The organism is Pseudomonas sp. NBRC 111132 (genome assembly GCF_001320565.1).
GTDB lineage: Bacteria > Pseudomonadota > Gammaproteobacteria > Pseudomonadales > Pseudomonadaceae > Aquipseudomonas > Aquipseudomonas putida_P.
The window spans coordinates 107,380-129,663 of the sequence record NZ_BCBI01000008.1; the positions used below are offsets into that span (position 1 = coordinate 107,380).

The window sequence follows — 22,284 nt, forward strand, 5'->3', positions numbered from 1 at the left end:
ACAATAACAATGACAACACCTCTGTTTCGCCCCATTCAAGCTGCCGTCACCCGTGGCAAAGGCGCCCCCTTCGTGCTGGAACAGGCGCGTATTCGTGCGCCGCAAGGTGATGAGGTGCTGGTGCGCATCGTCGCCACCGGCATGTGCCACACCGACATGATCGTGCGCGACCAGTACTACCCCGTGCCGCTGCCAGCGGTGCTGGGGCACGAAGGCTCTGGCATCGTCGAGGCCGTTGGCCCTTTGGTACAGAACCTGGCCGTGGGCGACCACGTGGTGATGACCTACGGCTACTGCGGCCACTGCCTGGCCTGCGACGCCGGCCAGGCCGCCTACTGCCAGGACTTTTTCGGGCGCAATTTCAGTGGTGCTGGCCCCGAAGGCGAACATGCGCTGCAGGATGAACAAGGCTACGCCCTGAATGACCACTTCTTCGCCCAGTCGTCGTTCGCCACCTACGCACTGGGGCGCGAGAACAACACCGTGCGGGTGCCCAAGGAAGCGCCAATCGAGCTGCTTGGCCCGCTGGGTTGCGGTATCCAGACAGGCGCCGGCGCGGTGATCAACTCGCTCAGGGTCACCCCGGGCAGCGCCTTTGCCGCCTTTGGCGGCGGTGCGGTGGGCCTGTCCGCCGTGCTGGCCGCGCAAGTGGCAGGCGCCGCCACCATCATCGCGGTCGACGTGGTGCCTTCGCGTCTGGCGCTGGCCCTGGAGCTGGGCGCCACCCACGTGGTCAACAGCCGTGAAACCGACCCGGTGGCAGCCATCCGCGAAATCACCGGCGGCGGCGTGCAGTTCGCCCTGGAGTCCACGGGGCGCCCGGAAGTGCTGCGCCAGGCCGTGGATGCCCTTGGCAGCCGTGGCGCACTGGGGGTGGTCGGTGCGCCGCCGCTGGGCACCACTGCACAGTTCGACGTCAACGACCTGCTGCTGGGCGGCAAGGTCATTCGCGGCATCGTCGAGGGTGACAGCGTGCCGAAGAAGTTCATCCCCGAGCTGGTCAACCTGTACCTGCAGGGCCGCTTCGCCTTCGACAAACTGGTGCGTTTCTATGACTTCGAGCAGATCAACCAGGCCGCCGAGGACAGCGAAAAAGGCCTGACGCTGAAACCGATCATCCGTATCCAGAAGTAACGCCCCCAGGGGCAGCCAAGGGCTGCCCCACGCCATAACAAGAACAAGGGAACCCCTGACATGACAAAGAACTCCAGCCTTGCCTGGGGCATGCTGGCCTGCGTGCTGGTTTCAGCCAAGGCCCTGGCTGTCGATGTGAATGCCGGCGACTACACGGCGCTGCCCCCAGGCACCAACGTCGCCGCCTGGTACCAGCAATTCAGCCGCGCCGACCGCTTCAACGGCGACGGTGCGCCCGACGCCACACACGGCACCAGCCTGCGCTCCAACATCAGCATCCTGCGTCTGATCCATTTCACCGAGATTGCCGGCATCACCGTGGACCCGCAAATACTCCTGCCCTTCGGCCATGTCTACGACGTGAAGGTTGGCGGGCAGTCGCTGGGCAGCAACAGCGGCATGGCCGACCCGATCATCGGTGCCACCTTCTGGCTGGTAAACCAGCCTGGGCTGGGCGCCAGCGGCCGCTACTTCGGCATTACCCCACTGCTGTACCTGCCGTGGGGCCAATACGACCGCGGCGCCGGTGTGAACCTGGGCGAAAACCGCTGGAAAGGCGACCTGCAACTGGGCTGGGTAGAACCGCTGTGGGGCCGCTGGTCCATGGAGTGGTATGCCGATGCCGTGTTCTATGGCAGCAACGACAAGGCCGGCAGCGGCAGCCAGACATTGCGCCAGGACACGACCTACCAGTTGCAGACCAACCTGCGCTACGACTTCAACCCGGCCCAGCGCCTGGCCCTGGGCTTCTCCGCCAGCGAAGGCGGCAAGCAGCACCTGTCGGGCGACTACACGGGGCAGAAGACCGAGGTGCAGCAAGTGCGTCTGGAGTTTCAGCAGATGGTCGGCAGCACCGTGCAGTTGAGCGGCCAGTTGACCCACGACACCCGCGTGGTCGGTGGTTTCCAGGAGGACACCGGGGTCAACCTGCGGGCGCTGCTGCTGTTCTGATGCTTGGCAGCCTTGACGCGCTGCTGGCAGCGGCGCAACGTGCGCAGTCAGCAGCGTGCTGTAAACCCTCACAAGGTGTACCCATGGATCGCCTACAACTCCAGTTGCACAGCGCCCGCCAGCAGTTCGCCGAAGGCCTGCCGTTGCCCGCCGGGCTGCTGCCGGAACCTATCGAGCGTTCGTGGGAGCGTTCCAGGGCCGCCGGGCTCAGCCCGTGGCAACCGCGCCTGGCACACGGGCAGCTGGATGTGCTGCCACTGACCGAGGCCGACAGCCAACTGGCTGCCTGCGTGCAGCCAGAGCTGGAACGGTTATGGGAACTGATTGGCGATTCGCACTGGATGCTGTTTTGCGTCAACCCGGATAACCGCATTGTCCAGACCCGCAAGCCATCAGGCATCGACGGCCCGTTGTCGGCCCTGCACACCGGGCGCCGGGTCAGCGAGGTCGACGTCGGCACCACTGCCCCGGCCTGCACGCTGATGGACGGCCTGCCGGCGATCGTTGCCGGCAACCAGCATTACCTGCAGGAGTTTGCCCAGTTTTTCTGCGTCAGCGTGCCATTGCGCGGGGTCAATGGCGAGCTGCTCGGGGCGCTGGACCTGACCGGTATCGGCACACGCAATGCCGGGACCATGCTCGAACGCCTCAAACATGCGGCGCTGGCGACCGAAAACAATTTCTTCCACGGCCTGCCGGGCTGCCGCATCCTGGAGCTGCAACACGACCCAAGGCTGCTCGGCTCGCCACTGCAGGCGCTGCTGGCCGTGCACGACGATGGCACGGTGTACGCAGCCAACCGCGCCGCACAGCAGTTGCTGGGCGTGCCCAGCTACCGCCCTGAAGGGCTGACGCTGGAGCAACTGTTCGACCGCCCTGGCCACAACGGCCTGGATGGCTCGCCGCAGCTGCTGGCCTTGGCCGACGGCTCTCGCCTGTATGGCCGGCTATTGGCGCAGCCTGCCGCCAAGCCACGGCCACTGCGGGCCAGCCACACGGCGCTGGGCAGCGATCGGCGGGTCAACGCCCGCTTCGCAGATGCCTGCAAGGCCGTGGCTGGAAACCTGCCGGTGCTGATCACCGGGCCGACCGGTTCTGGTAAAGAAGTGTTCGCCAAGGCGCTGCACGAACACTGCTGCCCACAGGCCCCGTTCATTGCAATCAACTGCGCAGCCCTGCCCGAGAGCCTCATCGAAGCTGAACTGTTCGGCTACACCGAAGGCAGCTTCACCGGCGCTCGCAAAGGCGGCGCCGTGGGCCTGCTGGAGTCCGCCGGCGACGGCATCTTGCTGCTGGACGAAATCGGTGACATGCCGTTGGCCCTGCAAAGCCGGCTGCTGCGTGCCTTGCAGGAGCGGCAGATCACCCGTGTTGGCAGCACCAGCAGCGTGGCGCTGAAGGCCCACGTCATCGCCGCCACCCACAAGGACCTCGCCAGCCTGGTGAGCAGCGGCGGCTTTCGCGAGGACCTGTTCTACCGCCTGGACGGCCTGCGCGTGGCCCTGCCTGCCCTGGAACAGCGCCTGGACAAGGCGCAACTGATCGACAATTTTTTCCAGCGCCCAGGCTTCCCGCCGTTGGCGGCAGAGGCCAGGCGCCAATTGCAGGCCTACCACTGGCCGGGCAACCTGCGGCAACTGGACAACGTGGCGCGCCTGGTCGGGGTGCTGGCCGCTGGCGAACCGTGCATCGACCTGCAGCACCTTCCCGACGACCTGCAAGGCCAGGCGCACGTGACCTCGTGCAACCTTGCCGACGCTACCCAGGAAGTGATCGAGCGCGTCCTGCTGGCCCATGCCGGTAACGTCAGCGCCGCCGCCAAGGAACTCGGTATCTCGCGCACTACCTTGTACAAGCGCCTGGGCAAGCAGTAGCGCTCAGGCCGGGCAGCGTATCTGCTCCAGCCAGTAGGCCACATCCACCTCGTCGATCTGTTCGGCGCGCAGGAAGCGCTCGGCGTATTGGCGGTAAACCCCGCTGCTGATGAACAGCTGCAGCAGTTGCCCGTCGAGGTGCCCGTCACGGACCATGAACACCATGATCTTCACCGATTCGGACAAGGTCTTCGGCGGTTTGTAAGGCCTGTCGGCCGCTGTCAGCGCCTCGAAGATATCGGCAATCGCCATCACCCGTTCTGCAATGCCCAGGTCCTGCTCGCCCAGCCGGCGCGGGTAACCGCTGCCGTTCATCTTTTCGTGGTGGTTGCCAGCGATGTCGGGTACCCGCTTGAGGTGGCGCGGGAACGGCAATGAACTGAGCATGATGATGGTCTGCACGATGTGCTCGTTTATCTTGAACCGCTCTTCGTCATTCAGCGTGCCACGGCGGATCGCCAGGTTGTACAGCTCGCCGTGGTTGCTGGCGTGGGCTGGCAAGCGCATGTCGAACCCCCAGGTATTGCGCGGGTCGTCCTTGCCCACCGGCGGCGTGCGAGCGCCCCAGGGCACACAGTGCTCGGGGCGGTCGGCCAGCAATGGTTCCGCTACCGGTAGCGCAGGTTGCGCCACGCCGGCAAGGTGCTCCGCTTCATCACGGGAGATACCCAGGCGGTTATCGAAATGGCGCAGCCAGCGGCGCTGGCCGATCTGTTGCAAGCGCTGGATATCGGCGTCCTGCATGAACTCGCCGCCGATGTTGGCCTGGGCGACGAAGGCAAAGTCGACCTGCAGCTCGGCCTGGGCAACGCTCAAGGCACGACGTAAGGCCTGCGGCTCGGCACCGCTGGCCAGGCCCTGCCAGTAGGTAAGTTCGGCATCGCGCCAGAGCACTTCAAAACGCATGCGCACTTCATGAATGCGGTTGTACAGGGTCTCAAGCTTGGTCGCCTTGTCCACCACGTACTCGGGGCTGGTGACCTTGCCACAATCGTGCAACCAGGCTGCCACACGGAATTCGTAACGTTCGGCCTCGGTCATGCTGAAGCTGGCGTAGGGGCCACTGTCAGCTGCCACGGCCTGGTCCAGCAGCATCTGCGCCAGCTGGGGCACCCGTTCGCAGTGGCCGCCGGTGTAGGGGCTCTTGGCATCGATGGCGTCGGCCAGCAGCTTGATCATGGCATCCATCAGACGCCGCTGGGCTTCGGCCAGCTGGCGCGTCTCGATGGCCACTGCCGCCACCCCGGACAGCTCCTCGACAAAGCGCCGGAACGGCTGACCTGCCTGCGCACGCCCAGGCGCTTCGTCCAGTTGCAACAGCAGAATGCCCAGCAGCGCTTGGCTACGGTCATTGAGCACCACGGCCAGGCTATGCTCGTGCAAGCCCAGGGCTTGGGTCACCGCAACGGCCAGGCGCTGCTGGTCGCCTTTGTCCACGACCAGTTCAACCGGGTACTGCTCGCCACGGCAAGAGGCGGCCAGGCGCAGCAGTGCACGCTCGTCGTCGTACAGGTACACCACGCCGGCGTTGACCCCTGCGGCCTTCACCAGGTGGCTCAGAACACCATCAAGCATGTGCTCCAGGTCGCGTTCGCGGCTGAGCGTGAGGGTAATCGCCTGGAAGTTGCCGATGGTGCCAGACATGCGGCTCAGCACCTGGCTCAACTCACGCACCTCGGTCACCCGCGAATGCACCCCCACTTCACGGCCGAAATCGAAACCGGCCAGGCCCTGCACCTGTTCGGCCAAACGCCGCAACGGCCGAGCGATGCGCCGGCCAATCACACCGCCGAGCACCAGCAGGACGACCATCAGTGCCGCTGTCCAGAGCAACTGCTCGAACAACACCTTGCGTGCGCCGGCCAGCAACTCATCAGCCGGCACGGCAATCAGCACTTGCAGGTTCTGCCCGGCCAAGGTGGTCAGTTGCACGCGCATGCCGTACCAGGTCAGGCCATCCACCAGGTAAGGCTGCGGCTGGGTGCCTGCCGGCAGGTCGGCAAACAGGTGCTGCAAGCTGGCAATACCCAGTTCGCCAACGCTCGACAGGCGCACCCCCTGCCCCTCGTGCACGATCACCCGTTGCAGGTCTGGGTAGGCCACCACGCGGCCCTGGTCATCGACCACGACAATCTCGGTGCCGGGCGTCATGCGCAAGTCCTGGGTTTCGCTGGCCAGGTCATTGACCGACACGTCCATGCCGATCACGGTCCCCCCGTCGACGCTGCGCTGGGCCATGGTCAGGCCGACTTCCCGGGTGGTGAAAAACACGTAGGGGCGGGTCAGCACGGTGGTGGCTTGTGCTGCGGCTTCGACGAACCACGGACGCAGGCGCGGATCGTAGCGGTACTCGGGTTTGGCCTGGGTCTGCAACAAGTTCAATGCCCGGTCGTAGAAGCGCCATTCGCCTTGTACCGCCCCACCCTCACGGTTGACGCTTTGCACCAGAAACACCGTGCCTGGTGGCGCGCTGAAAAGTTGCAGCAATTGCGGGTCACGCAAGCGCCGTACCAGCAAGAAATCACCATTGGGGTAGCCCAGGTAGGCGGCGCTGAGCATGCGGTTGGCGTCGAGCGTTTCCACCAGCTGCGGCAACCGCTCCAGGCGCTGCGCCAGGGTGTGCGCGGCCGGGTTGTAGGCAAGCAGGCGGATACTGCTTTGCGCCGGGTCGATCAGGCGCCGGGCACGCTCGTCGATGGTCTTACCCATTTGCAAGGCGGAATCGCCTGCGGCGGCTACCAGGGTCTGGCGAATGCCGCGATAGCCTTGCCAGGCCAGGGCGGCGCCCAGCAGCAGCATACCCAGCACAATGGCCAGCGCCACCAGCCACTGCAGTGAAATACCCCATCCGGCGTTTCCAGAGGCACGACCATTCGACACGTAGCCCATCCCAGGTACTCCATGTATGGCGCATTGCCTTGGCTGATATCCGGAGCAGTGTAGAGTGCGCGTGAGCTTTTTGCTGGGGTTACGGAAATTAGTATGGGGTTAGGCCGTTCAGGTGCCTGCCGGTGGATTTGCAGCGCCTGTGAGATCGAGCGCCGCGCGGGCGGCGCTCGATCTCACAGGCACGGCAAATAGTGCGCCAGGCGCTTAGGCGCGCAACTGGTACCAGGTGGTCTTGAGTTGTGAATACTTGTCGAACGAATGCAGCGACAGGTCGCGGCCAAAGCCCGACTGCTTGCCCCCGCCGAATGGCACCGTCACATCCAGTGCATCAACCGTGTTCACCGACACGGTGCCGGCCTTCAACGCCCGCGCGACCCGGTGTACCTGGTTGAAGTCATCGCTCCACACCGAGGCCGCCAGGCCATAGATGCTGTCGTTGGCCAGGCGCACCGCTTCTTCTTCCGTGTCGAAGGCGCTGACGGCCAGCACGGGCCCGAATACCTCTTCGCGCGCCAGCTTCATGCGGCCCTCGACACCGGCAAAGATAGTCGGCTCGATGTAGTTGTCCGAACCGTCGAGGGTCAGGCGTCGGCCACCACACACCAAACGAGCGCCCTCTTGCCCGGCAAGGGCGATGGCAGCCTCGATACGGCGGGTTTGCTCGGCATCGACAATGGCCCCGGCGCGGCTCGCCGGGTTCAGCGGGTTACCCGGCAACCACTGGCGGGCCTTGGCCTGCAGACGCTCGACAAATTCATCATGGATGGCGCGCTGCACGTACAGCCGCGAGTTGGCCGAGCACACCTCGCCCTGGTTGAAGAAAATGCCGAAGGCGGCCTTTTCCGCAGCCAGGTCCAGGTCCTGGCAGTTTTCGAACACCAGGTTGGGGCTCTTGCCGCCGCACTCCAGCCACACCTGCTTGAGGTTGGACTGCGCCGAATACTGCATGAAGTACTTGCCCACCTGGGTAGAGCCGGTGAACACCAGGCAGTCCACATCCGGGTGCAGGCCCAGCGCCTGCCCGGCCTGCTCGCCCAGCCCCGGCACCACGTTCAGCACGCCTTCCGGCAAGCCCGCTTCCAGCGCCAGTTGGGCCAGGCGCAAGGCCGAGAACGGTGACTGTTCGGCGGGTTTGAGCACCACGCTATTGCCGGCGGCCAACGCCGGGGCAAGCTTCCAGGCGGCCATGTCGAGGGGGAAGTTCCACGGCACCACGGCCGCGACCACACCCAGTGCTTCGCGGGTGATGGTGGCCAGCGCATTCGGCGCGGTGGGCGCCACCTGGTCGTACAGCTTGTCCAGCGCCTCACCGTACCAGGCGAACACATGTGCCGAGCCCGGCACGTCGATGTTGTAGGCATCCATCACCGGCTTGCCCATGTTCAGCGAGTCCAGCAAGGCCAGTTCTTCGCGATGGGCCATGATCAGCTCGGCCAAGCGCAGCAGCACCTTCTTGCGCTCCCCAGGGGCCATGCGTGGCCACGGGCCTTGCTCGAAAGCTCGGCGGGCACTGGCGACAGCCAGGTCGACCTCGGTTTGGCCGCAGGCAGTCACCTGTGCCAATACCTTGTTGGTGGCGGGGTTGATGGCGGCGAAGGTGGCGCCGTCCTGTGCGTTGACGGGTTTGCCGTTGATCAACGCCTGGGACGGCAGGTACAGGTCCGAGGCGCGTTGTTGCCAGAATTCGAGGGTGTACATTTGTACTCCTGATCGCTTTGGAGCAGTCTTTTCGTAAAGGCTACGCGCTCCCTGCTGGGGCGGGTTTATCCGCTCCAACAGGAAGTGTGCCGGGCTTGCGAGCGGGTTAGAGCTTGCCGACCAACCGCGCCGTGCGGTCAACGGCAATCCGGGTTCTCTCCACCAGCTCATCCAGCTCGCTGTGGTTGGCGATCAAGGCCGGCGCCATGATCATCCGGCCCAGGGTCGAACGAATGATCACCCCTTCCTCGAAACCAAAGGTGCGGCACTGCCAGGCCAGGTCGTTCTCGTTGGCAAAGCGCTTGCGCGTCGGCTTGTGCTCGGCGAACTGCAGCGCCGCCACCAACCCTGCCCCCTGCACCTGGCCGATCAACGGGTGATCGGCGAACACCTCACGCAGGATGCGTTGCAGGTACGGCCCGGTGTCGTCCTTTACCTGGCGCACGATGCCTTCGTCGCGCAACGCTTTGAGGTTGGCAATGGCCACCGCCGCCGCCACCGGGTGGCCGGAATAGGTCAGGCCGTGGGCGAACACCCCGCCACGCTCCACCAACGCCTCGGCAATGCGCTTGCTCAGTACCAGGCCGCCCATTGGCACATAGCCGCTGGTCAGGCCTTTGGCAATCGACAGGGTGTCGGGCTCGAAGCCGAAGTATTCATGGGCGAACCATTCGCCGGTGCGGCCAAAGCCACCGATCACTTCATCGGCGCACAACAGCACGTCGTACTGGCGGCAGATGCGCTGGATTTCCGGCCAGTAGCTTTCTGGCGGGAAGATCATGCCGCCCGCGCCCTGGAACGGCTCGGCAATGAAGCCGGCAACGTTTTCGGCACCCAGCTCGAGAATTTTTTCCTCCAGTTGCAGGGCGCAGCGGCGGCCGAACTCGGCCGGGGTCAGCTCGCCACCCTCGGCGTACCAGTACGGCTCGTCGATGTGCGCCACGTCCGGAATCAGCCCACCCATTTCGTGCATGAACTTCATGCCGCCCAGCGCCGTGGCCGCCAGGGTCGAGCCGTGGTAGCCGTTCCAGCGGCCGATCATGACCTTCTTGCTGGGCTGGCCGACCACCTGCCAGTAGCGGCGCACGGTACGGATCAGCACCTCGTTGGCCTCGGAGCCGGAGTTGGTGTAGATCGCGTGGCTGTAGTGCCCTGGCAGCAGGCTGAACAGCAGCTCGGACAGTTCGATCACCGCCGGGTGGGTGGTGTGGAAGAACATGTTGTAGTAGGCCAGCTGGTCCATCTGCGTGGCGGCGGCGGCAGTCAGGTCACGGCGGCCATAGCCAAGCTGGGTGCACCACAGGCCGGACATGCCATCCAGGTAGCGCTTGCCCTCGCTGTCCCACAGGTGAAGGCGCTCGCCACCGACGATCACCCGTGGCCCTTCGGCGTTCAGCGCCTTCTGGTCGAGGAAGGCATGGATGTGGTGGGCGGCATCGGCTGCCTGGTAGTCGCGGGTCTGGCGTTGCGGGGCGAAAGGCGCGTTCATTGTTGGTTTTCCTTTGCGGTGGGGTTGCAGGGTGGCTGGCACTCAGCGCAGCTTGCCCATGTAGCTTTCAAGCGGGTCCTTGCCCAGCACGCCCTGGGCATTGGCCAGCGCGTCGATGAACAGGGAGAACAGCTCGGACTGGGTACCGATGTCGAGCTTGGCGTAGACGTTCTTGCGGTGCGACTTGATGGTGTCTTCCGACACACCCAGACGCTCGGCCAGCGACTTGGTCGAGTGACCGCGCAGAATCAGTTGGGCGATGCGGCATTCACGCTCGGTCAGCAACGAGCTGCCGAAGTTGTTCAGCGCGGCGTGGATGCGTTGCTCGAGGATGTTCTCGAAGCGCCCGGCGCGGCTGTCCAGCCCGGCAAAATGCTTGCTGAGTACCGCCAGCACCCAAGGCGTTACAAGCCCGAACAGCGTGCGGCTTTGCCCATCGAGCTTGTCGGTGAAGGCCAGCGAAACCGCCAGGCTTTGCCCGTTCGCCACCTGCAGGATGTAGTTGAGCTCATCCTCAAGGTGCGAGTGGCGGTAGAACGACTGGTAGTACTCGCTGACCTCGAAATGGTCGGGCGCCACCTCGAACAGGCCGTAACAGCCGGATTCGACCTGTTCCACGCAAGCACCGTAAAACGGGTCGAGCAGGTAGAAGCCAGACAGGTAGCGGCTGACATTGCCCTCGGGCTGCCAAGGCGCCTTGTCGTCCTGCTCGAACAGCGCGCAGGGCATGCCATCGTGCGGGTACAGGTACACCGTGGTGGCCTGGATGGGCCGGATCACACCCAGTGCGGCAAACAGGTTGGCGGCAAAGCCCGGCCTGCCGATTGCCTCGGTGACCTTGGCCTGGTGCTCGAACCAGTGTTCTGAAAGCAATTGAGTCGTCACTGTGGGCCTGCCGTTTCTTTTCAGTGGCACCGCCGCCTGTGCGGTGCGTTGTTGACCAGATACTCCCACGGCCCTGCGGACACCGAAATCACCCTTTGGGGTGAGCCGGACAAGGTCCGCCCCTGCTCACCCCAAAGGGTGATTCCGGGTGCCTGCAGGGTGTGGGAGCATCAACCCGCCCAGCGCTGCGAGCCTTTCGCTCGACCTCCTTGCACAACGCCCACCGGTAGCGAGCCTGCTCGCGTACTGCGGTGTCCTGCATCCCTTTCCAGGAGTTAGCAATGCATACAACAACAAGTACAGCCCATAGCCCCGCACATAGCCCCACCCCGCATGCACCCACACAACCCGACGCCAGCACCGGCCGCTTGCGCAAGTCCATGGGGATGACCGCCCTGGTGCTGTTCGGCCTGGCCTACATGGTGCCCCTGGCCGTATTCACCACCTACGGGCTGGTCACTCAGATGACCAAAGGGCACCTGCCCACCGCCTACCTGCTGACCCTCGCCGCCATGCTGCTGACCGCCTACAGCTATGGCCGCATGGTCCAGGCCCACCCCTACTCCGGGTCGGTCTACACCTACACGCGCAAAGCCTTCGGTAGCCACATCGGCTTCATCACCGGCTGGACATTGCTGCTTGACTACATCTTTCTACCGCTGCTCAGCTACCTGCTGATCGGCATCTATATGTCGGAATACTTCCCGGCCATCCACGCCTGGGTGTGGGTGGCCGGCTCCATAGCCCTGGTCACCTTCCTCAACCTGATCGGTATCGAGTCGATCACCCGGGTCAACTGGATCCTGGTGGTGGTGCAGCTGGTGTTCATCATCGTCTTCGTCGCCCTGTCCGTGCTCAAGCTCAGCGGGCAGGCAGAGCCGGTGTCGCTGCTGGCGCCCTTTCACCACGAAGGCTTCAGTGTGCCGCTGATCATGACCGGCGCCGCCGTGCTGTGCCTGTCGTTCCTCGGCTTCGACGCGGTGTCGACCATGGCTGAGGAAACCAGCAACCCGACCTACCGCATTCCCGTGGCGATTCTGGCCGTGTCGCTGATCGGTGGCCTGCTGTTCCTGGTAGTGTCGTACTGCGCACAGATGGTGTTCCCCGACTGGGGCAGCTTCGCCGACCCCGATTCGGCCTCGGTGGACGTGATGCGCCGGGTCGGCGGCGAGCTGCTGGTAACCGCGTTCACCGCCACCTACGTGGCCGGCTGCTTCGCCTCGGCCATGGTGTCCCAGGCCAGCGTATCGCGCGTGCTGTTCGCCATGGGCCGCGACGGCGCATTGCCGCGGGCGTTCGGCCAGCTGGCGACGAAAAAGCGCGTGCCGGCCACGGCCATCCTGGTGGTCAGCCTGGTGTCGATGATCGCCCTGGTGATCACCCTCGATACCGTCGCCAACATGATCAGCTTTGGCGCGCTGTTCGCCTTCTCGGCGGTGAACCTGGCGGTGGTCAAGCACTACCTGGTCGACCAGAAACTGCGCGGCGGCCGCAACTACCTGCTGTACGGTGCCATTCCTGGGCTGGGTTTTCTCAGCACGCTGTGGCTGTGGAGCAGCCTGACCAGCCTGTCGTTCACCATTGGCCTGTGCTGGCTGGGCATGGGCCTGGTAGTGCTGATGGGCCTGACGCGCGCATTCCGGGTGAAATTGCCGGAGGTGCAGATGGCCGAATGAGGCCGAACGTCGGGTGATAACTGGCCGTTATCACCCGATCCGTATTAATCATTATTCAGCCCCCCGTTCGCCCCCTACAGTCCAACCCCAACGACTGTCATTGCCAACGGGAGACGAAATGTCCATCGAACACCGCCTGAACCACATCGCCGGCCAACTCAGCGGCAACGGTGACGTGCTGCTGAACAGCGTCGACGCCCATACCGGTGAGCCGCTGCCCTACGCCTTCCATCAGGCGACCGGCGATGAGGTCGAGGCCGCCGTGCAGGCCGCCGAGGCCGCCTACCCGGCCTACCGCAGCACCCGCCCGGCCCAGCGCGCCGCCTTCCTTGACGCCATCGCCGACGAGCTGGACGCATTGGGTGATGACTTCATCCAGCATGTGATGCGCGAAACCGCGCTGCCCGAAGCGCGCATCCGTGGTGAACGCAGCCGCACCAGCAACCAGCTGCGCCTGTTTGCCGAAGTGGTACGCCGTGGCGACTTCTACGCCGCTCGTATCGACCGCGCCCTGCCCCAGCGCACCCCGCTGCCGCGCCCGGACCTGCGCCAGTACCGCATCGGCGTGGGCCCGGTGGCCGTGTTCGGCGCCAGCAACTTCCCCCTGGCCTTCTCCACCGCTGGCGGGGACACGGCCTCGGCGCTGGCTGCCGGCTGCCCGGTGGTGTTCAAGGCGCACAGCGGGCACATGCTCACTGCCGCCCATGTGGCCGCAGCCATCGACCGCGCGGTGGCCAGCAGCGGCATGCCGGCAGGCGTCTTCAACCTGATCTACGGTGCCGGCGTGGGCGAAGCGCTGGTCAAGCACCCGGCCATCCAGGCGGTCGGTTTTACCGGTTCGCTGCGCGGTGGCCGCGCCCTGTGCGACATGGCGGCGGCACGCCCGCAACCGATTCCGGTGTTTGCCGAAATGAGCAGCATCAACCCGGTTATCGTCCTGCCCCAGGCGCTGCAAGCCCGTGGCGAGCAAGTCGCCGGCGAACTGGCCGCCTCGGTGGTGGTGGGTTGCGGGCAGTTCTGCACCAACCCAGGCCTGGTAGTGGGTATCCGGTCCGCGCAGTTCGAGCGTTTCGTGCAAACACTGCTTGCACGCATGGCAGACCAAGGCCCGCAGACCATGCTCAACGCTGGCACCCTGCGCAGCTACCAGAACGGTGTCCAGCACCTGCTGGCGCACCCAGGTATTCAGCACCTGGCCGGGCAACCACAAACCGGCAACCAGGCCCAACCACAGCTGTTCAAGGCGGACGTAAGCCTGCTGCTGAACGGCGACCCGCTGCTGCAGGAAGAAGTGTTCGGCCCGACCACCGTGGTGGTTGAAGTGGCCGATGCGCAGCAACTGACCGAAGCACTGCGCCATCTGCAGGGCCAGCTGACGGCCACCCTGATTGCCGAACCTGACGACCTGGTCGCCTTTGCCTCGCTGGTGCCTTTGCTGGAGCGCAAGGCCGGGCGTCTGCTGCTCAACGGCTACCCGACCGGAGTGGAAGTTTCGGATGCCATGGTGCATGGCGGGCCTTACCCGGCCACCTCCGACGCACGCGGTACGTCGGTGGGCACCTTGGCGATCGACCGTTTCCTGCGGCCAGTGTGTTTCCAGAACTACCCGGATGCGCTGCTGCCGGATGCGTTGAAAAACGCTAACCCGTTGGGGATTGCGCGTTTGCTCGATGGGGTGAGCAGCCGCGACGGGGTGTGATACCTGCCGTATTGAACTGGCACGGCACCTTTCAGCCGTGCCAGCCTTGAAGCGTGCGCTGAAACGACGCAATGACCTGGCTGCCCTGTCGCTCGGCCAGGTAGTACAGGTAGGTTTCGGTATACACCGAGTCCTGTGCGATGCGGATCACTTTCAAGCGGGGGTCGGCGATGTATTCTGCCTCGGACACCGCACCAATACCCATGCCACGAATCACCGCCTCGCGCAGCGCCTCGCGGCTGCCGATCTCCATGACGAAACGCGGTGTTACCTGGGCAGCATCCAGTGCATTGTCCAACGCCAGCCGCGTAGTTGAACCTTGCTCACGGCGCAGCAACGGCTGCCCCTGCAACGCCTGCAGCAGAACCTGGTCATGACGGGCGAACGGGTGATCGGCGCGGACAAACAGGATCACCGCGTGCCTGGCATAGCGTTGTGCGACAAACGCCGGGTCATCATGCAGCCCTGCCAACACGCCGATATCGGTCACGTAGCCCTGAAGATCGGCCAGCACCGACGCCGAGTTGCCCACGCGAATCGACACGTCGATCTGTGGATACGCCTGCCGGTAGCGGTCGACCATCTCGATCACATGGAACGGCCCCACCGCACCGATCTTCAGCTCCCCCCGGTTAAGCTGGCCACTGTCGCGCAGCAGGCTGGTGGCCTCGGCTTCGAGCATCCACATCCGCTGCGCAATCGGCAACAAGGCGCGGCCAACGGCGGTCAGCTCGATGCGCCGGCCACGGCGGTGGAACAGTTCGACGTTGAATTCGCGCTCCAGCCCCTGGACCTGGTTGGTGGCGGTCGGCTGGCTGAGGCCAATGGCCCTGGCCCCGGCACTGAAGCTGGCATGCCGGGCCACGGCAAGGAACGTACGCAAGCGGGCGGTGGACATCCATAGATCCTTTGAATGGTTGGCTGGCAAAACCCATATTGAATTGATGGCGTGACTGTCACATGACAGCCCTAGTTTTGGCACTACCGACAACAACCACTCCGGTATTGCCATGACACCCCTCCCGAAACTGTTGCGCTGTGCCCGCCTTGCCCTGCTGCCACTGCTGCTCGCCCCCACCGTGCAAGCCCAGCAGGCGCTGACCGTCGGCCTGATCCCGTCGGAAGACTCCCAGGCCATGATCAAGAGCAGCCAGCAAGTGCTCGACCAGTTGCAGGCGCGCCTGGGCATGCCGGTCAAGCCGTACGTTGCCACCGACTACAACGGGGTGATCGAAGCCCTGCGCGCCGGCAAGCTGGACGTCGCCTACCTCGGCCCGTTCTCCTATGTCCTTGCCAACCAGGTAGCAGGCGCCGAAGCCTTTGCCGTGGCAGTGACCAGGAAGACCGCCAGCAGTGCCTACCACAGCCTGATCATTGCCCGCCAAGACAGCGGCATCCGCACGCTCGACGACCTCAAGGGGCATACCTTTGCCTTCGTCGACCCCAGCTCTGCCTCCGGCCACCTGTTCCCCAAGGCCGGCCTGGAGCATGCCGGGCACGACCCGAAAACCCTGTTCTCGCGGGTGATCTTCTCGGGGTCGCACGACGCCAGCATCCTCGCCGTGGAAAACCGCAAGGTCGATGCCGCCGCCGTGGCCGACCGCATCCTGGCCGGCGCCGTGAACAGTGGCCAGGTCAAGCAGCAGGACTTCCAGGTGGTGTGGACCTCGCCAGACATTCCCGAATCTCCGATGGTCTGGCGCAAGAACCTCGACCCCGAACTGCAGGCCAAACTGCGCGGTGCGTTTGCCGAGATCAAGGATGTACCGTGGGGTGACCAGGGCATGCTCAATGGCTTCCAGCCAACCACCGATGCTGCCTACAACGTGGTTCGCGACACGGCCAAGGTGCTCGACCTCGACCTGCGGAGCCTGAAATGATCCGCATCCGCCGACTGGCCAAGGGCTACGCCGACAACCCGGTGCTGCGCGGCATCGACCTGGACGTTCAAGCCGGTGAATTCGTGGTGATCCTTGGCCAGTCCGGTGCCGGCAAGTCCACCCTGCTGCGCTGCATGAACCGCCTGGCCAAGGCTGACAGCGGCGAGCTGCAGGTAGCCGGGGTAAACGCCATGCGCGCAGCCGATCAACGCGCCCTGCGCCGGCAAGTGGCAATGATCTTCCAGCATCACAACGTGGTGCCGCGCCTGTCGGTGCTGAAAAACGTACTGACCGGTCGCCTGGGCCACTGCAGTACCCTCACCTCGCTGCTGCAGCTGTTCCGCCGCGACGACGTGGCATTGGCCCGTGACTGCCTGCGCCGGGTGGAGCTGGAGCACAAGGCCGGCTCACGCACCGATGCGCTGTCTGGCGGGCAGATGCAGCGGGTGGGCATCGCCCGTGCGCTGGCCCAGCGGCCCCAGGTCATCCTGGCCGACGAGCCGGTGGCCAGCCTCGACCCGAATACTGCGCAGGTGGTAATGCAGTACCTGCGCGAAGCCAGCCGCACCCTCGGCATTACCGTTGTGTGCAACCTGCACCAGGTAGACCTGGCCCGGGCCTTCGCCGACCGCATCGTTGGCCTGGCCAGCGGGCGCCTGGTGTTCGATGGCCCGCCTGGGCACTTGGACGAAGCAGCCCTGCAGCGTATCTATCACACACCCTCATCCGATGAGCCCGCAGTATCACTGGCCGTGGCCCGGCCGATGCTGACCACCGACACAGGAGCCTCGGCATGAACCCACAAAGCCACCAATGGCTGGTCAATACACCCACCCGCGCCCGTGGCTGGCTGGGCACTGCCGCACTGCTGCTGGCAGTGGTCCTGGTGTTGCAGTGGAGCGCCGAAGGCGCACAACTGAGCTGGGCCGAGTTGGCCAACGGGCTACCACAGATCGGCGATTTCCTTGGCCGCTCGCTGCCGCCCGACCTGAGCATCCTGCCAAGCCTTTGGCAGCCGGCCCTGGAAACCCTGCAAATTGCCCTGTGGGGTACCTTGCTGGGGATCATCCTCGCCGTGCCACTGGGCTTTTTCGCGGCGCGCAACCTGCACGGCAACCGCTGGCTGTACCAAGCCACCCGGCAGGTGCTGAACGTGATTCGTAGCATCAACGAACTGATCCTGGCCCTGGTGTTCGTCTCGGCGGTGGGGCTGGGGCCCTTCCCAGGCGTGCTGGCCCTGGCGCTGCATGGCGTGGGCATGCTCGGCAAGTTCTTTGCCGAAAGCATCGAGGAGATCGACCAAGGGCCTATTGAAGCGCTGCAGGCGACCGGTGCACGGCCACTGCAGGTGATCGCTTTCGGCGTACTACCACAGGTGATCACGGCCTGGATCGCCGTGGTGCTGTACCGCTTCGAGGTGAACCTGCGTTCGGCCACGGTACTGGGTATGGTCGGTGCCGGTGGCCTGGGCTTCGAGCTGGTCAGCAGCCTGAAACTGTTCAAGTACCAGGAAACCGCCACCTGCATCCTGGTCATCACCGTGATGGTGGTATTGGCCGACCTGGCCTCCAACCGCCTGCGCCATGCGATTCAGGGCAACGCCCGCCACTGATCCACAGCCCTACCCTCGACACAAGCAACCTGCCACGTGCGCCCGCTGGGCGCGCGACGGGCAAACCATGCCTGGAGTTCCCGCAATGCCCGCACGTCCCGTTATCGGCCTGGCCGATAGCACCCTGCAATCAATCGATTGGAACGAAAACCGCCAGCCGTCGAGCATGGCCGCACCTTCCAACAACAATAAGGAATTGCCCATGCCTGCCTGCTTCCACAACCCGGTCACCACCGTTTTCGGCGGTGGCAGCCTGGACCAGATCGCCGAACACTGCCCTGGCAAGGTCGCCTTGGTTACCTTTCCCGAAGCTGCGCAGCTCGGCCTGCTGGCCAGGGTGCGCAGCCTGTTGGGCGAGCGCCTGGTGTGCGTGATCGACAACGTCCAACCCAACCCCGATGTCGCCTGGCTGCGTGGCGTGCACGAAGCCTTCTGGGCCCAGCACGGCGATTGCGATACGGTGCTGGCATTGGGGGGTGGCAGCGCCATCGATACCGCCAAGGCACTGATCGTCGGTACCGCTTCAGGCCGATTCGACGAACTGCTTGACCTGCTGGCCAGTGGCAAACCGTTTGTTCCGCCCCGGCACAAGGCCCTGGTAGCCGCGCCAACCACGGCCGGCACCGGCAGCGAGGTGACGCCTTGGGCCACCCTGTGGGACGCCGGCCAGCAGAAGAAGTATTCGCTGCACCTGCCCTGCACCTGGCCCAGCGTTGCATTGATCGACCCGCAGCTGATGCTCAGTGTGCCGGCTGCCGTAACCGTATCCACCGGGCTGGATGCCTTGTCCCACGCGCTGGAGTCGATCTGGAACCACAACGCCAACCCACTCTCCGACACCTTCGCGCTGTCGGCCATCGAGGACATCCTCGACTGCCTGCCACGCCTGCAACAAGACCTTGGCAACCCCGAACTGCGCGCACGCATGGCCTTGGCCGCACTGAAGGCTGGGTTGGCCTTTTCCAACACCAAGACCGCGCTGGCCCATTCCATTTCCTACGAAATGACCTTGCGCCACGGCCTGCCCCACGGCATTGCCTGCTCGTTCACCCTGCCGCTGGTGCTGGGCCTGGCCTGGGGCCGTGATGCCGGGCGCGACCAGACCCTGCAAAAGGCGTTCGGCCACGACCTCGCGGCAGCGCAACAGCGCTTGCGGGCGTTTCTTCACCGCCTGGGCGTGCGCACCGAGTTCGAAGATTACGGCGTGACAGCCGCCGAGGCCGAGGCGATGATCGACGCCGCCCTGCAGGGCGCCCGCGGGCGCAATTTCATCGGCGCGCAAGCCGCCTGATCTTCTGCGTTTTTCCTGTAGCACCTTTCAAGAGTGCCGACTCGCCGAGCCCCATGGGCCGGCGCCAGAGAACAAAAAGGAAACCGTCATGAACCGCGCACAAACCCTGACTGGCGCAATGCCCAGCACCCTGCCGTTTCGCCTTGCGCAATGGCGCATGCTGCTGGCCGCGATGTTCTGCTACTTGTTCTTCTACACCGGGCGGCAAACCTTCGGCTTCGCCATCCCCGGGATCCAGGCCGAGTTCGGCCTGAGCAAGGAAACCCTCGGCTGGGCCTCCACCGCCATGCTGTGGATGTATGCCGTTGGCCAAGCCATCAATGGCAACCTCGCCGACAAGTTCGGCGGCCGACGCATCATGAGCATCGGCGCCGTGTTGTCGTGCGGCGCCAACTGGGTCACCAGCTTTGCTGGCGGTTTTCTCAGCCTGATCCTGCCGTGGGGCGTCAACGGTTATTTCCAGGCCCTGGGCTGGGCGCCCGGCAGCCGCCTGCTTTCAAACTGGTGGGGCGCTGCCGAGCGCGGCAAGGTGTATGGCTTCTATGTGTTCGCCGCTGGCTGCGCATCGGTGCTGTCGTATGTGACCTCGGTGGTGGTGATCGATGTGCTGCACCTGGAGTGGCGCTGGATTTTCCGCTTGCCTGTGCTGCTGATGCTGGCCGGTGGCATCGTCTTCTACCTGGTGGCGCGGGAGCGCCCGCAAGACATGGGTTACCCGGCGCTGGACGACACTGGCGTGGCCAACGCCGAAGACCGTGCCAACGAGGCCAGCCTGGGCGGTGAAGAAACCTCGCGCCAACGTTACCTGGCCGTGCTGAAAAACCCGCGCCTGCTGGTGGCAGCGGTGTCATTGGGCTTCCAGAACGCCGCGCGGTACGGCTTGATCGTCTGGGTGCCCGTGCATTTCCTGGGTGCCAACTGGCAGAAAGGCGACAGTTTCATCGACCCGAAATGGATCACCATCGCCTTGCCGGTAGGCATGGCCGTTGGCGCGCTGAGCAATGGCTGGGTGTCGGACAAACTGTTCGGCAGCAAACGTTACCTGGCGATCATGCTGTACATGGTGCTGGGCGCGCTCACCAGCCTGTGGATGTGGAGCCTGCCAGCGCACAGCGCGGTTGGCCTGCTGGCGCTGTTCCTCTGCGGTTTCTTCGTCTACGGCCCGGCATCGAGCTTCTGGGCGCTGTGCCCGGACCTGGTCGGCGCGCGCCGCGCCGGCACCGCCACCGGCATCATGAATTTCGCCTCGTACCTGTTCGCCGGGCTGGCAGAGCCGCTGATCGGACGTATGCTCGACACCACCGGCAACACCTCGCTGATTTTCATCGTGGTCACCAGCGCCTGCGCCTGCAGTGCCCTGGTCGCCCTGTTCGTACGCCGCTGAGGGTGCCTGCCATGTCGTCCATGCCATTGCCAAAGAGGTGTCATGTACCAGTACCACAAGTGGTTGCGCTCATTTCATGCGGTGGCGCGCACCGGCAGTTTCACCCAGGCCGCCGAGTTGCTGAGCATCGGCCAGCCAACCATCAGCGAGCAGGTCAGTGGCCTGGAAAAGCGCTTTTGCGTGGAACTGTTCCACCGTCGAGGGCGCTTTATCGAGCTCAGCCCGGCAGGCCGCCAGCTGTACGAAATTACCCAGGGCCTGTTCGGCCAGGAGGACGAAGCGCTGCAACTGTTGCAGAGCTTCCAGCAGCGCAAGCAAGGCATGTTGCGCATCGGGGCGGTGTCGCCGCCGATTGCCATGAGCCTGACCTACGAGCTGATGCAGCGCTACCCGCAGATCGAGCTGGAAACCTCGTTCAGCAGCGAAGCCGGCACGCTGGAGCGGCTGTACAACTTCGACATAGACCTGGCCATCCTCGCCCTGTCGGAGTTCGACCAGCGCCTGAGCACGCGGCTTTACCGCACTTGCCCGATTCTGGCGGTGGTGCGCGACGACCACCCGTGGGCGCGGCAGGCGAGTGTCAGCGTCAAGGACATTGCCGGCCAGCGGGTGGTATTGCGCGAAGCGGCATCGCGCACCCGGCAACTGGTCGAAGAAGGCTGCCGCCAGCATGGCGTGACACTGGATTGCGCGATGCAGTTGAACAGCCGCGAGGCCATCGTGCATGCGGTGGTGCATGGTATTGGCGTGGGCTTTGTCTCGGCAGTGGAGTACGCCGACCGCCCCGGCACGCGCTCCATCGCCTTTGCCGAAGACCCGTTCCACATCCATTACTACCTGTGCTGCCTGGGCATCCGCCGTAACCGGGCGATCATCGCCGAGCTGTTCGACGCGCTCAACGCGCACTGATGCCCCCATGACCACCGCGAGCCTGCCAGTGTGCCGGGCGGGCCGCGCGCACCCTGAGTTCTTACCCACTGGAGTTTTGCCATGCATTATCAGCAACCCAAGCAACTGCAAGCCGCCATTCTCGACTGGGCCGGCACCGTGGTGGATTTCGGCTCGTTTGCCCCCACCCAGATCTTTGTCGAGGCCTTTGCCGAGTTCGGCGTGCAGGTCAGCCTGGAAGAAGCCCGCGGGCCCATGGGGATGGGCAAGTGGGACCACATTCGCACCCTGTGCAATGTGCCGGCCATCGCTGCGCGTTACCACGCCGCCTTCGGCCACACGCCAAGCGACGACGATGTAACAGCCATCTACGAGCGCTTCATGCCCTTGCAGATCGAGAAGATCGCCGACCATTCGGCGCTGATCCCCGGAGCGCTGGAGGCCATCGCCCAGATGCGCCAACAAGGGCTGAAAATTGGCTCGTGCTCGGGTTACCCGGCGGTGGTGATGGAAAAGGTAGTGGCCCTGGCCTTGCGCAACGGTTACAGCGCCGACCACGTGGTGGCAACCGACGAGGTACCCAATGGCCGCCCCTACCCCGCACAGGCACTGGCCAACGTGGTCGCCCTGGGGGTGAGCGACGTGGCAGCTTGCGTCAAGGTCGACGACACCTGGCCGGGTATTCTCGAAGGGCGCAGCGCCGGGATGTGGACCGTGGCCCTGACCTGCTCAGGCAACGCGCTTGGGCTCACCCATGAGCAGTACAAGGCCCTGCCCGAAGCGGAACTGGAACAGCAACGCCAGAGCATCGGCAGCCTGTTCGAAGGGTCGCGACCGCATTACCTGATCGACACCATCGCCGAGCTACCCGGGGTAATCGCCGATATCAACGCCCGCCTGGCGCGCGGGGAAATGCCCCAGAGCAGTTGAGACC

The 22,284-nt window shown here is 64.8% G+C and carries 17 protein-coding genes; 12 read left to right on the plus strand and 5 right to left on the minus strand.

The window, feature by feature from the left end:
- The first annotated feature begins 9 nt into the window (after nucleotides 1-9).
- From APH35_RS06060 to APH35_RS28155, 3 genes are all read left to right on the plus strand, one after another.
- A complete protein-coding gene (locus APH35_RS06060; protein WP_060514411.1) occupies nucleotides 10-1,134 on the plus strand; it encodes an NAD(P)-dependent alcohol dehydrogenase in 1,125 nt (374 codons plus the stop codon).
- A 60-nt stretch (nucleotides 1,135-1,194) separates the two neighbouring features.
- Nucleotides 1,195-2,085: a transporter gene (locus APH35_RS06065; RefSeq protein ID WP_060514412.1), complete on the plus strand. Its 891-nt coding sequence runs from the start codon at nucleotides 1,195-1,197 to the stop codon at nucleotides 2,083-2,085.
- An 83-nt stretch (nucleotides 2,086-2,168) separates the two neighbouring features.
- Nucleotides 2,169-3,959 (plus strand): sigma-54-dependent Fis family transcriptional regulator, encoded by a 1,791-nt coding sequence (locus tag APH35_RS28155; protein ID WP_082425713.1) that lies wholly within the window; start codon nucleotides 2,169-2,171, stop codon nucleotides 3,957-3,959.
- Between the two features lie 3 nt (nucleotides 3,960-3,962).
- On the opposite strand, the gene APH35_RS06075 is transcribed toward APH35_RS28155, so the two are convergent.
- From APH35_RS06075 to APH35_RS06090, 4 genes are all read right to left on the minus strand, one after another.
- Entirely contained in the window at nucleotides 3,963-6,848 is a 2,886-nt protein-coding gene (locus APH35_RS06075; RefSeq protein ID WP_060514413.1) for an HD domain-containing phosphohydrolase, read from the minus strand.
- Nucleotides 6,849-7,052: 204 nt separating this feature from the next.
- Nucleotides 7,053-8,546: an aldehyde dehydrogenase gene (locus APH35_RS06080; protein ID WP_060514414.1), complete on the minus strand. Its 1,494-nt coding sequence runs from the start codon at nucleotides 8,544-8,546 to the stop codon at nucleotides 7,053-7,055.
- A gap of 106 nt (nucleotides 8,547-8,652) precedes the next feature.
- Nucleotides 8,653-10,035 carry an aspartate aminotransferase family protein gene (locus tag APH35_RS06085; RefSeq protein ID WP_060514415.1) on the minus strand — a complete coding sequence of 461 codons (1,383 nt, stop codon included), beginning with the start codon at nucleotides 10,033-10,035 and terminating at the stop codon, nucleotides 8,653-8,655.
- A 42-nt stretch (nucleotides 10,036-10,077) separates the two neighbouring features.
- Nucleotides 10,078-10,920: a helix-turn-helix transcriptional regulator gene (locus tag APH35_RS06090; RefSeq protein ID WP_012272872.1), complete on the minus strand. Its 843-nt coding sequence runs from the start codon at nucleotides 10,918-10,920 to the stop codon at nucleotides 10,078-10,080.
- Between the two features lie 281 nt (nucleotides 10,921-11,201).
- On the opposite strand from APH35_RS06090, the gene APH35_RS06095 reads away from it, so the two are divergent.
- Both APH35_RS06095 and APH35_RS06100 read left to right on the plus strand, forming a co-directional pair.
- Entirely contained in the window at nucleotides 11,202-12,596 is a 1,395-nt protein-coding gene (locus APH35_RS06095; RefSeq protein ID WP_060514416.1) for an APC family permease, read from the plus strand.
- Between the two features lie 118 nt (nucleotides 12,597-12,714).
- Complete coding sequence (locus APH35_RS06100; protein ID WP_012272874.1) at nucleotides 12,715-14,295, plus strand: aldehyde dehydrogenase (NADP(+)); 1,581 nt, start codon at nucleotides 12,715-12,717, stop codon at nucleotides 14,293-14,295.
- 31 nt (nucleotides 14,296-14,326) lie between these two features.
- Here the strand turns inward: APH35_RS06100 and APH35_RS06105 are convergent, their stop codons facing one another.
- A complete protein-coding gene (locus APH35_RS06105) occupies nucleotides 14,327-15,193 on the minus strand; it encodes a LysR substrate-binding domain-containing protein (RefSeq protein WP_060514417.1) in 867 nt (288 codons plus the stop codon).
- 112 nt (nucleotides 15,194-15,305) lie between these two features.
- On the opposite strand from APH35_RS06105, the gene phnD reads away from it, so the two are divergent.
- From phnD to phnX, 7 genes are all read left to right on the plus strand, one after another.
- Nucleotides 15,306-16,175, plus strand: a complete 870-nt coding sequence (phnD, locus tag APH35_RS06110; RefSeq protein ID WP_012272876.1) for a phosphonate ABC transporter substrate-binding protein — start codon at nucleotides 15,306-15,308, stop codon at nucleotides 16,173-16,175.
- A complete protein-coding gene (gene phnC / locus APH35_RS06115) occupies nucleotides 16,172-16,972 on the plus strand; it encodes a phosphonate ABC transporter ATP-binding protein (protein WP_012272877.1) in 801 nt (266 codons plus the stop codon). The genes phnD and phnC overlap by 4 nt, the downstream gene beginning before the upstream one ends.
- On the plus strand, nucleotides 16,969-17,787 hold the full coding sequence (phnE, locus tag APH35_RS06120) for a phosphonate ABC transporter, permease protein PhnE (RefSeq protein ID WP_012272878.1): 819 nt from the start codon (nucleotides 16,969-16,971) through the stop codon (nucleotides 17,785-17,787). Before phnC ends, phnE begins: the two co-directional genes overlap by 4 nt.
- A gap of 202 nt (nucleotides 17,788-17,989) precedes the next feature.
- Nucleotides 17,990-19,078 carry an iron-containing alcohol dehydrogenase PsrA gene (gene psrA, locus APH35_RS06125; protein ID WP_060514425.1) on the plus strand — a complete coding sequence of 363 codons (1,089 nt, stop codon included), beginning with the start codon at nucleotides 17,990-17,992 and terminating at the stop codon, nucleotides 19,076-19,078.
- A gap of 88 nt (nucleotides 19,079-19,166) precedes the next feature.
- A complete protein-coding gene (locus tag APH35_RS06130) occupies nucleotides 19,167-20,462 on the plus strand; it encodes an MFS transporter (RefSeq protein ID WP_060493864.1) in 1,296 nt (431 codons plus the stop codon).
- Nucleotides 20,463-20,504: 42 nt separating this feature from the next.
- On the plus strand, nucleotides 20,505-21,371 hold the full coding sequence (locus APH35_RS06135) for a LysR substrate-binding domain-containing protein (protein ID WP_012272881.1): 867 nt from the start codon (nucleotides 20,505-20,507) through the stop codon (nucleotides 21,369-21,371).
- Nucleotides 21,372-21,452: 81 nt separating this feature from the next.
- Nucleotides 21,453-22,280 carry a phosphonoacetaldehyde hydrolase gene (phnX, locus tag APH35_RS06140; RefSeq protein ID WP_060514418.1) on the plus strand — a complete coding sequence of 276 codons (828 nt, stop codon included), beginning with the start codon at nucleotides 21,453-21,455 and terminating at the stop codon, nucleotides 22,278-22,280.
- Nucleotides 22,281-22,284 lie beyond the last annotated feature (4 nt).

Coding starts and splice junctions, on each gene's coding strand:
- APH35_RS06060 (WP_060514411.1), top strand. CDS start 10: ATGACAACACCTCTGTTTCGCCCCATTCAAGCTGCCGTCACCCGTGGC.
- APH35_RS06065 (WP_060514412.1), top strand. CDS start 1,195: ATGACAAAGAACTCCAGCCTTGCCTGGGGCATGCTGGCCTGCGTGCTG.
- APH35_RS28155 (WP_082425713.1), top strand. CDS start 2,169: ATGGATCGCCTACAACTCCAGTTGCACAGCGCCCGCCAGCAGTTCGCC.
- APH35_RS06075 (WP_060514413.1), bottom strand. CDS start 6,848: ATGGGCTACGTGTCGAATGGTCGTGCCTCTGGAAACGCCGGATGGGGT.
- APH35_RS06080 (WP_060514414.1), bottom strand. CDS start 8,546: ATGTACACCCTCGAATTCTGGCAACAACGCGCCTCGGACCTGTACCTG.
- APH35_RS06085 (WP_060514415.1), bottom strand. CDS start 10,035: ATGAACGCGCCTTTCGCCCCGCAACGCCAGACCCGCGACTACCAGGCA.
- APH35_RS06095 (WP_060514416.1), top strand. CDS start 11,202: ATGCATACAACAACAAGTACAGCCCATAGCCCCGCACATAGCCCCACC.
- APH35_RS06100 (WP_012272874.1), top strand. CDS start 12,715: ATGTCCATCGAACACCGCCTGAACCACATCGCCGGCCAACTCAGCGGC.
- APH35_RS06105 (WP_060514417.1), bottom strand. CDS start 15,193: ATGTCCACCGCCCGCTTGCGTACGTTCCTTGCCGTGGCCCGGCATGCC.
- phnD (WP_012272876.1), top strand. CDS start 15,306: ATGACACCCCTCCCGAAACTGTTGCGCTGTGCCCGCCTTGCCCTGCTG.
- phnC (WP_012272877.1), top strand. CDS start 16,172: ATGATCCGCATCCGCCGACTGGCCAAGGGCTACGCCGACAACCCGGTG.
- phnE (WP_012272878.1), top strand. CDS start 16,969: ATGAACCCACAAAGCCACCAATGGCTGGTCAATACACCCACCCGCGCC.
- psrA (WP_060514425.1), top strand. CDS start 17,990: ATGCCTGCCTGCTTCCACAACCCGGTCACCACCGTTTTCGGCGGTGGC.
- APH35_RS06130 (WP_060493864.1), top strand. CDS start 19,167: ATGAACCGCGCACAAACCCTGACTGGCGCAATGCCCAGCACCCTGCCG.
- APH35_RS06135 (WP_012272881.1), top strand. CDS start 20,505: ATGTACCAGTACCACAAGTGGTTGCGCTCATTTCATGCGGTGGCGCGC.
- phnX (WP_060514418.1), top strand. CDS start 21,453: ATGCATTATCAGCAACCCAAGCAACTGCAAGCCGCCATTCTCGACTGG.